Origin of the sequence: Pseudomonas oryzihabitans (genome assembly GCF_001518815.1) — a bacterium.
GTDB classification, from domain to species: domain Bacteria; phylum Pseudomonadota; class Gammaproteobacteria; order Pseudomonadales; family Pseudomonadaceae; genus Chryseomonas; species Chryseomonas oryzihabitans_E.
The window spans coordinates 291,407-305,605 of sequence record NZ_CP013987.1 but is presented as its reverse complement, the minus strand read 5'-3'; the positions used below and the strand labels follow the sequence as shown (position 1 = coordinate 305,605).

Below are 14,199 nucleotides of genomic sequence, written 5' to 3'. Positions count from 1 at the left end.
TCCGCCATGTCCAAGCTCAATCCCCGCCAGGCCGAAGCCGTGGCCTACATCAGCGGTCCCCTGCTGGTGCTGGCCGGTGCCGGCTCCGGCAAGACCAGCGTCATCACCCGCAAGATCGCCTACCTCGTACAGCAGTGCGGTATCCGCGCCCAGTACATCTGCGCCGTGACCTTCACCAACAAGGCGGCGCGGGAGATGAAGGCGCGGGTGGCCAGCCTGCTCAAGGCCGGCGAAGGCCGCGGCCTGACCGTCTCGACCTTCCACAACCTCGGGCTGAACATCATCCGCCGCGAGTACGTGCACCTGGGCTACAAGCCGGGCTTCTCGATCTTCGACGAGGGCGACATCAAGGCGCTGCTCACCGACATCATGCAGAAGGAATACCAGGGCGACGACGGCCTGGACGAGATCAAGAACTACATCGGCAACTGGAAGAACGACCTCATCCTGCCGGAAGAAGCCCTGGAAAAGGCGCGCACGCCCAAGGAGCAGACCGCCGCGGTGGTCTACCTGCACTACCAGCGCACCCTCAAGGCCTATAACGCGGTCGACTTCGACGACCTCATCCTGATGCCGGTGAAGCTGTTCCAGGAGCACCCCGAGGTGCTGGAGCGCTGGCGCAATCGCATCCGCTACATGCTGGTGGACGAATACCAGGACACCAACACCAGTCAGTACCTGCTGGTGAAGATGCTGGTGCAGGAGCGCGCCCAGTTCACCGTGGTGGGCGACGACGACCAGTCGATCTACGCCTGGCGCGGGGCGCGGCCGGAAAACCTGATGCAGCTCAAGGACGACTTCCCTTCGCTCAAGGTGGTGATGCTGGAGCAGAACTATCGCTCCACCAGCCGCATCCTCAAGTGCGCCAACGTGCTCATCGCCAACAACCCCCACGTGTTCGAGAAGCAGCTGTGGAGCGAGATGGGGCATGGCGACCCGATCCGGGTGCTGCGCTGCAAGAACGAGGACGGCGAGGCCGAGCGCATCGCCCTGGAAATCCTCACCCTGCACCTCAAGACCCAGCGACCCTACGCGGACTTCGCCATCCTCTATCGTGGCAACCACCAGGCCAAGCTGATGGAGCTCAAGCTGCAGCACCATCAGATCCCCTACCGACTCTCCGGCGGTACCAGCTTCTTTGCCCGTCAGGAGGTCAAGGACGTGATGTCCTACCTGCGCCTGCTGGTGAATCCGGACGACGACAACGCCTTCCTGCGGGTGATCAACGTGCCGCGCCGGGAGATCGGCTCCACCACCCTGGAAAAGCTCGGCAACTATGCCGGCAGCCGCGACCTGTCGATGTATGCCGCGGCCGACGAGATCGGTCTGGGCAAGCACCTGGATGCCCGCTTCACCGAGCGCCTGGGGCGCTTCAAGCGCTGGATGGATGGCGTGCGCAAGAACTGCGCCGGCGAAGATCCCATCGGCGCCCTGCGCAGCATGGTGATGGACATCGACTACGAGAACTGGATTCGGCAGAACGCCAGCTCCGACAAGGTCGCCGACTTCCGCATGGGCAACGTCTGGTTCCTCATGGATGCGCTGAAGAACATCCTGGAAAAGGACGAGGAAGGCCAGATGACCATCGAGGATGCCATCGCCAAGCTGGTCCTGCGCGACATGCTCGAACGCCAGCAGGAGGAAGAGGAAGGCGCCGACGGCGTGCAGATGATGACCCTGCACGCCTCCAAGGGCCTGGAATTTCCCTATGTGTTCATCATGGGCATGGAGGAAGAGATCCTCCCGCACCGCTCCAGCATCGAGGCCGACACCATCGAGGAGGAGCGCCGCCTGGCCTACGTGGGCATCACCCGCGCGCGCCAGACCCTGGCCTTTACCTACGCCACCCGGCGCAAGCAGTACGGCGAGCTGATCGACTGCACCCCCAGCCGCTTCCTCGACGAATTGCCTCCTGAGGACCTGCAGTGGGAAGGCCTGGAAGAGGCTCCCCAGGAACAGAAGGCCGCCCGCGGCAACGATGCCCTGGCGGCGATGCGGGCGTTGCTGAAGAAGGGCTAGCGTAGGGCGCAGGAACCGGGCCGTCGCGCCCTGGCTACTGGCGCCGCTGACCCTGGCTATCGCTGCCGGTGGCGGCGCCTGGTGGTTTCCCAGGTTTGGTACGAAAAGTCGTCGAGCGCAGGCCAGGCAAGGCGGAATCGGTGAGGAAGCGGATAGGGCGTGCGTTCCACACCGCCTGGTCAAGCCTGGGTACCTTTCCGACAGCGCCTAGGCTATTGGCAACGACGAGCCATCATCCCACCCCCTGGCCGTCCCCTGCCGGACGCGCCTGAGCCGGGCGTATCTTGGGCGCCACATGGGTAGCCCAGAGGCTGGTGGCGATGGGGGTCAGGACCGCCGTGAGCACCACGCAGACGGCCACTAGCGCCGTGGCGGCCGGGGCTTCGGCGGCGAAGGTCGGTGCCGCCTGGGCTACCAGGTGCGGCGTGGCGACCGCCGCACCGGCGGTACTGGAGGCCGCGATACCGGCCGTGCCGCGCCCGCCTCCTATCAGGATGTCCGCCGCCACCAGGGCGCTGCCCGACACCAGCACCACCGCCAGGGCCAGCAGCACCCCGAGCAGCCCCGTGGTCATGAGCACCCGCAGGTCGATGGTGTTGCCCAGGGCGAAGGCGAAGAAGGGCACCAGGATACGTGGCGCCCGCGACAGGAAATCACGCAGCTCCGGATCGAGATTGCCGAGCGCGAAGCCTGCCAGGAATGGCATGACGACGCCGATCAGCAGGCGCGGCTCGAAGCTCGCCAGCCCGGTCGAGCCGAGGATCAGCATGGTCACCAGGGGCCCGGACTCCAGGCCCATCAAGACCGTGGCGCCGGCTTCCTCGCGGGTGCCGTATTCCTCCATGAGCGAGGCATAGAGTCCGGCATTGGTCATGTCCAAGGCCGCCACGACGGCGAGTACCGACAGGCCAACGAAGAATCCGGACGTCACGCCACCGCTGGGCAACAGCTGCACGAGCAGCACGGCTACCAGCCAGGCGGTACCGATCTTGGTCAGGATCAGGGTGCCCGATTTGCGCAGCAGGGTACCGGTCGCCCGCGAGGGAATGGCGGCGCCCAGGCAGAACAGCCAGACCGCCAGGATGGGCACGATGCCGGTGATGAGACCCTGGGTGAAGGAGCCGAAGTAAGGACCGACTCCTGGCCAACTGGTATGCAGCACCGCCCCCAGCAAGAGCGGCACCAGCATCAGGCCGCCCGGGATACGCTCGATCGTCGCTTTGATTTTCATGGCGTCACCGAAGTGGACATTCATCCTGGAGAGCGGGCGGACCCGCTCCCGACCACGAGAAAAGGCTCTAGGAAGCTACTTTGCCAAAAGTCCAAGATCAAGAGAGAGGCAGGCGCAAGCGCGGCAGCCAGGGCTGACAATGAAGCGCTCACCGCTGCCCTTTCCTCACCAGGCCTGCCGCAATCACCGGCTGCTCGGCGCCCTGTGCCGGCCATTTGCCGCGCCTGGCCCAGGTTATTGGTCTGGAAGAGGCCTCAGGAACAGAAGACCACCCGCGGCAGCGATGCCCTGGCTGCGATACGGGCGATGCTCAAGCGGGGTCCTTGGCGGGATCGCCCTCACCCCAGCCCTCTCCCGGAGGGAGAGGGGGCTAGCAGGTGCAGCCTCGGGCTTGGGCACGCCCTCCCTGGCTTTGACGATACAACCATCCACCCTGCACCAACTGATCCCCTCTCCCCCTGGGAGAGGGTTAGGGTGAGGGCCCACCCCGCTTCCAGACTACCCCCAAACGACACCGCCCCCACGCCATACAGGCCATGGGGGCGGAGCGATTGCCGTGCTCAGGTCCTACTTGGTGAGGGCTAGTAAGGACAGGCTTGGGCAAGCCATCCCAGGCTCGGGCGATACACCCAAGCTTCACTCTGCGCCAATCGATCCCCTCTCCCTCTGGGAGAGGGTTAGGGTGAGGGCCCACCCCGCTCCAGACTGACACGCCCCAAACGACACCGCCCCCACGCCATACAGGCCATGGGGGGCGGGGCGATTGCCGTGCTCAGGTCCTACTTGGTGAGGGCTAGTAAGGACAGGCTTGGGCAAGCCATCCCAGGCTCGGGCGATACCCCCAAGCTTCGCCCTGCACCGATCGATCCCCTCTCCCCCTGGGAGAGGGTTAGGGTGAGGGCCGCCCCGCTCCAAACTGACACGCCCCAAACGACACCGCCCCCACGCCATACAGGCCGTGGGGGCGGGGCGATCGCCGTGTTCAGGTCTTACTTGGCGAAGCTGGTCACCATGTCGAAGATCGGCTTGGGACGCTTGAGGTCATACATCATCCCGAAGTGCCGCTCGTGGACCACCGAGAGGCTCGGCTCGTCGAGCAGTTCGTAGACGTTGATCTCGGCCACTACATCCCGGTAGCTGGTGTTGAGCACCGTGAGCATCTGCTTGACGCTGTCGTAGCAGGCCCGATCGCCGTCACGGCCGCCATCGGTGTTGCCCTGGTAGACGTTGCCGCAGTTCATCTCGTTGAAGAACACCTTGGTCTTGTACTTGTTGGCCATGGCGCGTATCTGGCCCAGGTACATGTCCATCCAGTAGCCCTTGTCGTCGACATAGGGGTAGTAGTGGAAGCTGATGTAGTCGAAGTTGAAGCCCGACGCCTTGGCCTGGTCGAGGAACCACATGGCCCCATTACGATCACCCGGGCAACGCGAGGTGGTGGTGCGATCATCCGAGTTACACGCCATCACGTTGATGGTGGTCTTGAGGTTGGCGCCCAGCTCGTCCGAGGCCTGCTTGATGCCGCGATAGATCCCGACCAGGGTGTTGATGCGATCCTGCGCACCGGCCTTGGCGTAGTCCTGCTCGTTGCCGATCTCCCAGATCTTGATGTCGTTGGCGTAGCGCTTGGCCAGGGTATAGGCCTGCGCCTGGGTCAGCTTGTGGGTGATCACCGGCCGCAGGGTGATGTTGTACTTGCGGGCCAGGGACACCAGCCGATCCAGCTCGGGCAGGTTGGTCACCAGATACTCGCCGGAGCGATAGGTGCGCAGATTGCGCGCCGCCAGTAGCTGCAGGCGGGCCTCCATCTCGGCAGGCGGATAGGCTGCGCTGTTGTCGTGGCCGACCACCCCCAGGGGGATGTTCTTGTAGCCGGTCAACGGCGCCGAGGCGACCAGACCGCCGGCGACCGGCAGGACCACGTTCTGCACCGGTTGCACGCTGGCCGCGGGGGCCGGCGTGGTGGTGGTGCCCTGGGCCAGCGCCGTGCTCACCTTCTTGTCGAAGAAGGCCTTGTCGTCACCAGCGGCAGCGCGCAGGACTTCCAGCGGCAGGTTGGCACGCGAGGTCACGCCATTGGCCAGACGGCTGCTCCAGTAGGCGCTGCCACTGCTGTCGGCGCTGCGGCCATAGAGGTTCTGATAGACCTTGTTGACCAGAGCGGCGCCACTCAGCGAGCCATAGAGGGTGGTGGCTTCGCCATTGCCGGCGAAGGTGGCCGCCAGCTGTTCGACGCTCATGTCGCCGGCCAGGCGCGAGGCCCAGTAGTTCAGCCCGCCGGCATCGGCCGCCCGGCCGTAGTAGGCCAGGTAGAGCTGCTCGACGGTGGTCAGCTTGGAGGCATTGGCGGCATTGCCCGCGGTGCCAGTGGCTGCTCCGGTGGTCGCCCCGGTAGTGGCCGTGCTACCTGCGGGAGTGGTGGTGGTGCCCGCGGCCGGGGCGGCGCCCGTGAGGGTGCCGGCGGTCGTGCCGGTGGTCGCCCCGGCGGTGCCGGTAGCACCGGTACCACCGGTGTTGCCGGCGGTTGCCCCGCCGGTCGCAGCCTGGGGCTTGGCCGGAGTAGCGGCGGTCGGCGTTACCTGGGGGCCGATGCCCGCGCAGCTGTCCTTGTCGAGGTACTTGGCCAGCACCGCCCACTGGGGACGCTCCTTGCCATTGATGGGCTCGACCGCCTGGTTGTAGGTGCCCCAGCCGGGACCGGCAGCCCAGTAGGTGGCCGGAATGCAGTTCTGCTTCAGATAGGCGAGCATGCTGTCGAGAATGGGCAACCAGCGCGCATCTGTGTCAGGTACGCCGAAGCCACCGATGAAGCCACGCTTGTTGTTGGCCTTGAGCCAGGTGACGAAAGGCTTGAGGCGCTCGACGCCATAGCTGGGCGCCAGGCTGGCCACGTTCAGGTTGGTATCGAAGAAGGCCTGGGCCATGAAGATCAGGTTGTTGGCCGGATCGTTCAGCTTGAGCAGGGCGTCGTTCCACTGCGGCCAGCGGGTGGTATCGGCCCAGCCATTGCCCTCGATGAAGATGGGATGGGTCGAATCGACCGCACGGACACCGTTGATGCCGTACTGGGCGGCGATCGGCCAGTTGCTCACGGCGTCATGGGGCTCGTTCATGATGTCGTAGCCATAGAGCGCCTGATGAGTGCCCCAGCGCTGCGCGATGCGGGTCATCAGGTTCTGGAAGGCCTCGTAGGGCACTTCGCCCGCGCCGATGACCTTGCCCTGGTAGCGGGCGTAGTTGTGCAGATCGAGGATGACCTTGACCCCGTACTTCTGGGCATAGCCCAGGGTGCGATCGACCAGTGCCGCATAGGCCGGGTCGAGATTGGCCCCCATGGACGGTTGCAGGCGCTCCCAGAGAATGGGGAAGCGCACCAGCTTCACGCCCTTGGCGCTCCACTGCTGGAAATGGCTCTCGGCCGGGAAGATGAAGTTGCGGTCGTTGACACCGGGCAATACTTGGGCCGCGAAGGTGGCGCCGGAGAAGTTGAGACCGACCAGGTCAACGGCCTGGGCGGAGGTGGCAAGCGAAGCGGTGGCGAACAGGGCAGGCAACAGCAGCGCCTGACGCGGCAGGCGGCGGGAGATAGAGCTCAGGATAGTCATGCAGTGGAACCAGATAGGCCGAGGTGCGCGATTCGATCCGTGCATCCCACCTCGGTACAGCAGGAAAACTGCCAGGGAAGATCGTTTACCCGGCACCCGCAAAGCCTAGTGCAAGCGCTAGACCAATAAGAACCCGTGCCATCATCAGGCGGGGGTGAACGCGGTGTTTTGCCAGATGTACGGTGCCGATGATGGCACTTTCCCTACCACTTTCCCGTGACTACCCGGTCACGCGATGAGGCTATCCTCGCTTGAAGTCAGACTTGTCCGCTTTCTGACGCCCTAGGGCGCCCCGGCATAGCGACGGATGAGTTCCATGACCGGTTTGGGGCGGTCCAGGTCATACATGAGCCCAAAGTGCCGCTCGTGGGGAATCGAGTGGGTCGGCTCATCGAGCAGTTCGTAGACGTTGATCTCGCGCACGATGTCGCGATAGCGCCCATTGAGTTCGGACAGGATGGCCTCGAGGCTGTCATGGCAGCTGCGATCACCTGGCCGCCCCCCATCGGTGGTGCCCTTGTAGATCTCGCCGCAGTTGACCTCATTGAAGAAGATCCGCGTGCGGTACTTTTCCGCCATGGCACGCATCTGGCCCAGGTAGAGATCCATCCAGTGGCCACGATCGTGGTAGTGCGGGTAGTAGTGGAAGCTGATGTAGTCGAAATCGAAGCCGGCCGCCTTGGCCTGGTCGAGAAACCACATGGAGCCCAGCCGATCCCCGGGGCAGCGTGCCTTGGGACCCTTCTCGCCAGGATTGCAGGACATCACGTTGATGGTGGTCTCGAGGCCTGCGTTCAGTTCGTCTGAAGCCCGGCGGATACCGCGGTAGATGTCCACCAGCCGACTGATGCGAATACTGGCGCCTACCCGCGAATAGTCCTGCTCGTTGCCGATCTCCCAGATCTTGATGTCGTTGGCATAGCGCTTGGCCAGGGCATAGGCCTGGGCCTGAGTCAGCTGCCGGGTGATCACCGGACGCAGGGTGATGTTGTACTGACGGGCCAGGGCAACCAGGCGATCCATCCGCGGCGGATCCAGCAGCAGAAATTCGCCGGAGCGATAGCTGCGCAGGTTGTAGCGGTCGAGTAGCTGCAGCCGCTGCTCCATCTGCGCCTCGGGATAGGCGGCATTGTTGTCGTGCCCGACCACCCCCAGGGGAATGAAGGGCAATTCGGGCAGGGCCACGGGATCGGCGGCCTGCACCGTGCCACCCCACAACAGGGCCGCGACCAGACCAAGGCCGTACCAGGGCGAAACGCTAGGCATCATGCGCATCCTTGCAAAGAGGAGTTCCAGCGCGCGAGCATGGCAAAGCGCCGCCACGGTCTCAACGTCAAGGCTGGCCAGCCTGCGACGCCCCGCACATCTCCACAGGTTACAGTGGGTGTCCGCGCGTCCAGCCAAGGATCTGCCGATGACTGCCTCCCTGCTGCTGGCCCAGGCCTGCAACAATCGCTGGTCCAATCACCGACTGCTCACGGCCTGTGCCGGCTTGTCCACCGCTGCCTTGCGCGCGCCCCAGCCCGCGGCCTTTTTCGGCTCGCTCTGGGCCCTGCTTGGCCATCTACTCGACGTGGATCTTTTCTACCTGGACGCCCTGCATCATCAGCCGCGCCCCTATCGTGACCACGCCTGGCCGGACCTGGCGACGCTGAGCGAGGCCCAGGCCGCCAGCGACCTGCGCCTGATCACCCTGTGCCGCGATCTCGATCCGGCGCGCCTGGCGCAGACCCTTACCCTACCCCGCGCCAGCGGTCCTGTCCGCGAACAGGCCGGGCGGGTCCTGCAGCATCTCTTTGTGCACCAGCTGCATCATCGCGGTCAGGCCCATGCCCTGCTCCTGGCGAGCGGCGTGGCGCCCCCGCAACTGGACGAATTCTTTCTCGCTCAGGACGAACCGCTACGCCGGGCGGAGCTGGCTTTGCTGGGGATCGACGAAGAGGAGTTGTGGGGAATCGCCCTGTAGGTAGGGTTGAGCGCAGCGAAGCCCAACGGGCCTTACCTCAGCGTGGTGGCAATGTTGGGCTTCGACGATGGAGCTGTCTCAGCCCAACCTACGGTCTGCTCACGAATCTACCCGGACCGAGGAACTCGAGCGTCCACTCGGACAGCCCCCTCTCCCTCCGGGAGAGGGTTGGGGTGAGGGCGCCCCCGGCACAGGCTTCCAGGTGGAAAAGGCTGCGCCGTTTTCCACCCTGCAACCGCCGTGCTGCGGGTGCTCAGAAATTCGCTGGCGTGGTCGCGCTGATCAGTCGAGCGGGGGTCTCGAAGGGATTGCGGAAACGGTGCGGTCGGCTGCTTTCGAAATAGTAGCTGTCGCCCGGTTCGAGTACGTGCACCTCGCCGCCCACGGTCAGCTCCAGCCGGCCTTCCACCACCAGGCCGGCCTCCTCGCCCTCATGGGCGTACATCTCTTCGCCGGTGTCGGCGCCCGGCGGATAGGTCTCGTCGAGAAAGGCCAGGGCCCGGCTGGGATGGGCACGACCGACCAGGCGCATGCGTACGGTGTGGGTGCCACTGGAGATATCGATGAGTTCGCCCGCGCGATAGACCACCTGGGTTGGCGCGTCCTGTTCCAGGTCCAGGGAGAAGAACTCCACCAGGGACATGGGAATGCCGGCCAGCACCTTTTTCAGCGAGCTGATGGAGGGACTGACACTGTTCTTCTCGATCATCGAGATGGTGCTGTTGGTCACCCCGGCACGCTTGGCGAGCTCGCGCTGGGACAGGCCCTTAAGGGTACGGATGGTTTGCAGGCGGGCACCGACGTCCAAGGTGGGAAAGACTCCTCGAGCAGGCGGGGGAGACGTGGCCAGGCCACGCGCTGAAGGCGTGCCACGGCACGGTGTTCGGCATCATGGCAACGCTGTTCGAGATTTACAACACCAGGGCGGACGTGCGGGCCTGGCTGCGCTCGCCCGTGCTCGCCAGCGGGCGCGATCCGCCTGGACTCAGTCGCGATAGCTGCGCGGCACCCGCTTGAGGTTGCACAGCAACTGGTAGGGGATGGTGTCGCAGCGTGCGGCCAGGTCAGCCACCGATACCTGCCGGCCCCAGAATTCCACCTCGCTGCCCACGCCTGCCTGGGGGTGGTCGGTCAGGTCGACGGTGAGCATGTCCATGGAGACGCGGCCGATCAGTTGCCCAGGACGGCCTTCGATGGCCACCGGGGTGCCATTGGACGCATGGCGCGGATAGCCGTCGGCATAGCCCAGGGCGACCACGCCGACCCGGGTCGACCCGGAGGTGACGAAGCGCGCGCCATAACCCACCGGCTCGCCGGCCGGCAGTTCGCGCACGGCGATCACCCGGGAGGTCAGGGTCATCACCGGTTGCAACCGCTCGGCGGCGGGCTGGGACGCAGCGAAGGGCGAGATGCCATAGAGCATCAGCCCCGGGCGCACCCAGTCGCCGGCCGCCTGGGGCCAGCCCAGGGTCGCCGGGGAATTGCGCAGGCTGGTCGGGCCGGGCAGCCCCTCGGTGGCAGCGCGGAAGGTGGCGATCTGCGCGGTGGTGGCAGGGCTGTCCGGTTCGTCGGCGCGGGCGAAGTGGGTGAGCTTGACGATGCCGCTGACCTTGCCGCTGGCCAGCAGCCGGTGATACGCGGCAGCGTAATCCTCAGGGAAGAAGCCGACCCGGTGCATGCCCGAATCCAGCTTCAGCCAGACCTGCACCGGACGCGCCAGGGTGGCCCGCTCCAGAGCCTCCAGTTGCCAGTCGGCATGAATCACCGTCCAGAGATCGTGCTCGACGATCAGCGGCAATTCGTCGACCCCGAAGAAGCCTTCCAGCAGCAGGATGGGCGCGCGGATCCCCGCGGCGCGCAGCTCAAGTGCCTCCTCGATGCAAGCCACGGCAAAACCGTCGGCCTCGCTGGCCAGGGTCTTGGCCACTGCCACCGCGCCGTGCCCATAGGCATCGGCCTTTATCACCGCCAGGGCGCGGGCATCGGAGAGTTCACGCGCCAGACGGTAGTTCTGGCGCAGGGCGGCGAGGTCGATGACGGCGCGAGCGGGACGCATGGGAGGTCTCGGCAGGGAGAGAGAGGGAAAGTTTGGGGGGCGTGAAACATCCTCACCCCGGCCCTCTCCCAGAGGGAGAGGGAGAATGGCGGTCTTACGCCTTGACGGCGGCGATGACGTTCATCTCCACCAGGATGTCCGGCTTGGCCAGCTTGGCTTCGACGGTGGTGCGACCCGGAGTGGCGCCCTGGGCGGCCCACTCGTCCCAGGCGCGGTTCATGCCCTCGAAGTGCAGGGCGATGTCGCGCAGGAAGATGGTCACCACCAGGATGTGTTCCTTGTCGCTGCCGGCCTCGGCGAGAAACTTGTCGACGTTGGCCAGGGTTTCGCGGGTCTGCTGGTAGATATCGCCGGAAAAATCGTCGGCTAGCTGGCCGGCCAGGTAAACGGTGCCGTTATGGATGTTGATTTCGCTCAGGCGGCGATCAGTGTGCAGACGCTGTACGGGCATTGCGCGGAGACTCCTGGGTGGCGGAATAGCGGGAGATATCGAGACCCTCGGCACTGATCTGTGGCTGCTTGCGGGCGATCAGGTCGGCCAGCAGCCGGCCGGAGCCACAGGCCATGGTCCAGCCCAGCGTCCCGTGTCCGGTGTTGAGGAACAGGTTGCGATAGCGGGTGGCGCCGACGATGGGGGTCCCGTCCGGGGTGGCGGGTCGCAGACCGGTCCAGAAACTGGCCTGGGCGAGGTCGCCGCCGCGAGGATAGAGGTCCCCGGTGATCATTTCCAGGGTCGCGCGGCGACGCCGATCCAGGTTCAGGTCGAAGCCGCAGATCTCGGCCATACCACCGACACGGATACGGTCGTCGAAGCGGGTGATGGCGACCTTGTAGGTTTCGTCGAGGATGGTCGAGGTCGGCGCCATGCTGGCATCGACGATGGGCACCGTCAGCGAATAGCCCTTGAGCGGATAGACCGGGGCGCGAATCCCGAGGGGCGCCAGCAGTTGCGGCGAATAGCTGCCCAGGGCCAGGACGTAGTAATCGGCGGTGAGCAGTTCGCCGTCGACGCGGACGCCGTCGAGGTGATCGCCGTTGGCGCTGAGCTGCTGGATCTCCGCGCCGAAGCGGAATTCCACACCCAGGCGGCGGGCCTCCGCGGCCAGGCGATTGGTGAACAGGAAGCAGTCGCCGGTCTGGTCGTTGGGCAGGCGCAGGCCACCAGCCAGCTTGTGCTTGACCGCCGCCAGCGCCGGTTCGACCCGGGCCACGCCATCACGGTCGAGCAGTTCGAAGGGCACGCCGGAACGCTCCAGCACGGCGATGTCCTTGGCCGCGGCATCCACCTGCTGCTGGGTGCGGAAGATCTGGGTGGTGCCCAGCTGGCGGCCTTCGTAGGCGATGCCAGTGTCCTCACGCAACTCGTCGAGGCAATCGCGGCTGTATTCGGACAGCCGCACCATGCGCTCCTTGTTCACCGCATAGCGCGCAGCCGTGCAGTTGCGCAGCATCTGCGCCATCCACAGGTATTGGTTGCTGTCACCTGTCAGGCGGATGGCCAGGGGCGCATGCTTCTGGAACAGCCACTTCAATGCCTTGAGCGGCACGCCGGGCGCGGCCCAGGGCGAGGCATAGCCAGGGGACACCTGACCGGCATTGGCATGGCTGGTCTCCAGGGCGGGACCGGCCTGGCGATCGACCACGACCACCTCGAAACCCTGGCGGGCCAGATAGTAGGCGCTGGTCGTACCAATGACGCCGCTACCCAAAACCAGTACACGCATCGCTAGCTCCTGGCCGGCGAGAGGATTTCGCCGGCTTTCGTCGGAATGAAGGCATATACGGCAAGTATAGAAAGGCGCTTGCAGTGCTAATCACTGAAGAATTGCCTATATTCGGAGTAATTTTCCGGTAAAGCCCCCTTTGGCAGAGACCCCCGCGATGCGTACTCATCACCAGGCCAGACGCGAGCTGGACAAGATCGACCGCAACATCCTGCGCATCCTCCAGGACGATGGCCGCATCTCCTTCACCGAGCTGGGCGAGCGCGTGGGGCTGTCCACCACGCCCTGCACCGAACGCGTCCGCCGCCTGGAGCGCGAAGGCATCATCCAGGGCTACAACGCCCGCCTGAATCCGCAGCATCTCAAGGCCGGCCTGCTGGTGTTCGTCGAACTGAGCCTGGACTACAAGTCCGGTGACACCTTCGAGGAATTCCGCCGCGCCGTGCTCAAGCTGCCCCAGGTGCTGGAATGCCACCTGGTCTCCGGCGAATTCGACTACCTGGTCAAGGCACGCATCTCGGAGATGGCCTCCTATCGCAAGCTGCTGGGTGACATCCTGCTCAAGCTGCCCCATGTGCGCGAATCCAAGAGCTACATTGTCATGGAAGAGATCAAGGAGACCCTGAGCCTGCCGGTGCCGGACTAGCGCTCGCCTGGCGATCCCGGCGCTGGGCGTCTAGGCTGCGGTCTTTCGCAGGATGGCCAAGGAGGCCTGCCCATGGATCCACGTCAGCGTCAGCTCATCACCGCCGCCAATCGCCAGGCCTGGGAGGTGTCGGCCTCGCTCCACGCCCAGGGTGAGGACTGGCAGCGCCTGCTGGAACAGGCCCGGCAACCCGGTTTCTCGGTCCTCGATGCCTGCCTGACCGCCACTCTCGTCGATCTCGACATCCGTGGCCTGAGCTGCGCCCAGGTCGGCTGCAACAACGCCCGCGAACTGCTCTCCCTGGCCGCCTTCGGCGCACGACCCGCGCTGGGCATCGACCAGGCACCCGCCTTCCTCGCCCAAGGCGAGCAACTGGCCGCGGCGGCAGGCCTGGCGCCCCGATTGGTAGCAGCCGACATCTATGCGCTGCCCGAGGATCTCGGCCAGCATGACCTGGTGCTGATCACCATCGGCGTGCTGAACTGGATGCCGGACCTGCCCGCCTTCTTCGCCGCCGTGACCGGTCTGCTGGCCCCGGGTGGGCGCCTGGTGATCTACGAGACCCATCCGTTCCTGGAGATGTTCGAGCCCCACGCGGACCAGCCGCTGCTGCCCCACTACAGCTACTTCCGCCGTGAGCCCCTGGTCAGCGAGGCGCTCATCGCCTATGACGGCGAATCCCATGGGCAGGGCGCAGCGAGTTACTGGCATATCCACACCCTGGGCGCCATCGTGACCGCCTGCCTGGACGCAGGCCTGATCCTGCAACGGCTGGAGGAGCATCCACACTCCAATCGCGAGGTCGACTACGACCGCTATCAGGGCCAGGCCGCCCAGTTGCCGATGAGCTTTACCCTGGTGGCACAACGGCCGACGGCTTAGAACCTATTCAAAGTCAGCTGCGCGTCGGCCAAACCGCGTCGAACAGACGTTCGGAATGCTCATTTACTCT

At 65.3% G+C, this 14,199-nt stretch carries 11 protein-coding genes; 4 read left to right on the top strand and 7 right to left on the bottom strand.

Annotated features, from left to right (window positions below; translation table 11 throughout):
- Positions 1–6: 6 nt before the first annotated feature.
- Positions 7–2,019, top strand: coding sequence for a DNA helicase Rep (rep, locus tag APT59_RS01380; protein WP_059313217.1), 2,013 nt, complete (start codon positions 7–9; stop codon positions 2,017–2,019).
- 232 nt (positions 2,020–2,251) lie between these two features.
- On the opposite strand, the gene kdgT is transcribed toward rep, so the two are convergent.
- The 3 genes from kdgT to APT59_RS01365 all read right to left on the bottom strand — a co-directional run bounded on the left by kdgT (position 2,252) and on the right by APT59_RS01365 (position 8,124).
- Positions 2,252–3,250: a 2-keto-3-deoxygluconate transporter gene (gene kdgT, locus APT59_RS01375; RefSeq protein ID WP_059313216.1), complete on the bottom strand. Its 999-nt coding sequence runs from the start codon at positions 3,248–3,250 to the stop codon at positions 2,252–2,254.
- Positions 3,251–4,239: 989 nt separating this feature from the next.
- A complete protein-coding gene (locus APT59_RS01370; RefSeq protein WP_059313215.1) occupies positions 4,240–6,855 on the bottom strand; it encodes a cellulase family glycosylhydrolase in 2,616 nt (871 codons plus the stop codon).
- 282 nt (positions 6,856–7,137) lie between these two features.
- A complete protein-coding gene (locus APT59_RS01365; RefSeq protein ID WP_237140559.1) occupies positions 7,138–8,124 on the bottom strand; it encodes a glycosyl hydrolase 53 family protein in 987 nt (328 codons plus the stop codon).
- A 145-nt stretch (positions 8,125–8,269) separates the two neighbouring features.
- On the opposite strand from APT59_RS01365, the gene APT59_RS01360 reads away from it, so the two are divergent.
- A complete protein-coding gene (locus APT59_RS01360) occupies positions 8,270–8,821 on the top strand; it encodes a DinB family protein (protein WP_059313214.1) in 552 nt (183 codons plus the stop codon).
- A gap of 253 nt (positions 8,822–9,074) precedes the next feature.
- Here the strand turns inward: APT59_RS01360 and APT59_RS01355 are convergent, their stop codons facing one another.
- The 4 genes from APT59_RS01355 to dadA form a co-directional block, all read right to left on the bottom strand.
- Positions 9,075–9,629: a cupin domain-containing protein gene (locus tag APT59_RS01355; RefSeq protein WP_059313213.1), complete on the bottom strand. Its 555-nt coding sequence runs from the start codon at positions 9,627–9,629 to the stop codon at positions 9,075–9,077.
- A 177-nt stretch (positions 9,630–9,806) separates the two neighbouring features.
- Positions 9,807–10,877 (bottom strand): alanine racemase, encoded by a 1,071-nt coding sequence (alr, locus tag APT59_RS01350; protein WP_059313212.1) that lies wholly within the window; start codon positions 10,875–10,877, stop codon positions 9,807–9,809.
- A gap of 94 nt (positions 10,878–10,971) precedes the next feature.
- Positions 10,972–11,328 carry a RidA family protein gene (locus APT59_RS01345; protein ID WP_059313211.1) on the bottom strand — a complete coding sequence of 119 codons (357 nt, stop codon included), beginning with the start codon at positions 11,326–11,328 and terminating at the stop codon, positions 10,972–10,974.
- Positions 11,303–12,601 carry a D-amino acid dehydrogenase gene (dadA, locus tag APT59_RS01340; protein ID WP_059313210.1) on the bottom strand — a complete coding sequence of 433 codons (1,299 nt, stop codon included), beginning with the start codon at positions 12,599–12,601 and terminating at the stop codon, positions 11,303–11,305. Before dadA ends, APT59_RS01345 begins: the two co-directional genes overlap by 26 nt.
- A 157-nt stretch (positions 12,602–12,758) precedes the next feature.
- Here dadA and APT59_RS01335 point away from each other — a divergent pair, with 157 nt between their 5' ends.
- Together APT59_RS01335 and APT59_RS01330 are read left to right on the top strand one after the other, a co-directional pair.
- On the top strand, positions 12,759–13,247 hold the full coding sequence (locus APT59_RS01335; protein WP_007159864.1) for an Lrp/AsnC ligand binding domain-containing protein: 489 nt from the start codon (positions 12,759–12,761) through the stop codon (positions 13,245–13,247).
- Between the two features lie 72 nt (positions 13,248–13,319).
- Positions 13,320–14,129: a class I SAM-dependent methyltransferase gene (locus APT59_RS01330; protein ID WP_059313209.1), complete on the top strand. Its 810-nt coding sequence runs from the start codon at positions 13,320–13,322 to the stop codon at positions 14,127–14,129.
- Positions 14,130–14,199: the final 70 nt, after the last annotated feature.

What these genes read in the sequence shown, in the direction of transcription:
- APT59_RS01360 (WP_059313214.1), top strand. Translation starts at nt 8,270, where the DNA reads ATGACTGCCTCCCTGCTGCTGGCCCAGGCCTGCAACAATCGCTGGTCC.
- APT59_RS01345 (WP_059313211.1), bottom strand. Translation starts at nt 11,328, where the DNA reads ATGCCCGTACAGCGTCTGCACACTGATCGCCGCCTGAGCGAAATCAAC.
- dadA (WP_059313210.1), bottom strand. Translation starts at nt 12,601, where the DNA reads ATGCGTGTACTGGTTTTGGGTAGCGGCGTCATTGGTACGACCAGCGCC.
- APT59_RS01330 (WP_059313209.1), top strand. Translation starts at nt 13,320, where the DNA reads ATGGATCCACGTCAGCGTCAGCTCATCACCGCCGCCAATCGCCAGGCC.
- rep (WP_059313217.1), top strand. Translation starts at nt 7, where the DNA reads ATGTCCAAGCTCAATCCCCGCCAGGCCGAAGCCGTGGCCTACATCAGC.
- APT59_RS01370 (WP_059313215.1), bottom strand. Translation starts at nt 6,855, where the DNA reads ATGACTATCCTGAGCTCTATCTCCCGCCGCCTGCCGCGTCAGGCGCTG.
- APT59_RS01335 (WP_007159864.1), top strand. Translation starts at nt 12,759, where the DNA reads ATGCGTACTCATCACCAGGCCAGACGCGAGCTGGACAAGATCGACCGC.
- alr (WP_059313212.1), bottom strand. Translation starts at nt 10,877, where the DNA reads ATGCGTCCCGCTCGCGCCGTCATCGACCTCGCCGCCCTGCGCCAGAAC.
- kdgT (WP_059313216.1), bottom strand. Translation starts at nt 3,250, where the DNA reads ATGAAAATCAAAGCGACGATCGAGCGTATCCCGGGCGGCCTGATGCTG.
- APT59_RS01365 (WP_237140559.1), bottom strand. Translation starts at nt 8,124, where the DNA reads ATGATGCCTAGCGTTTCGCCCTGGTACGGCCTTGGTCTGGTCGCGGCC.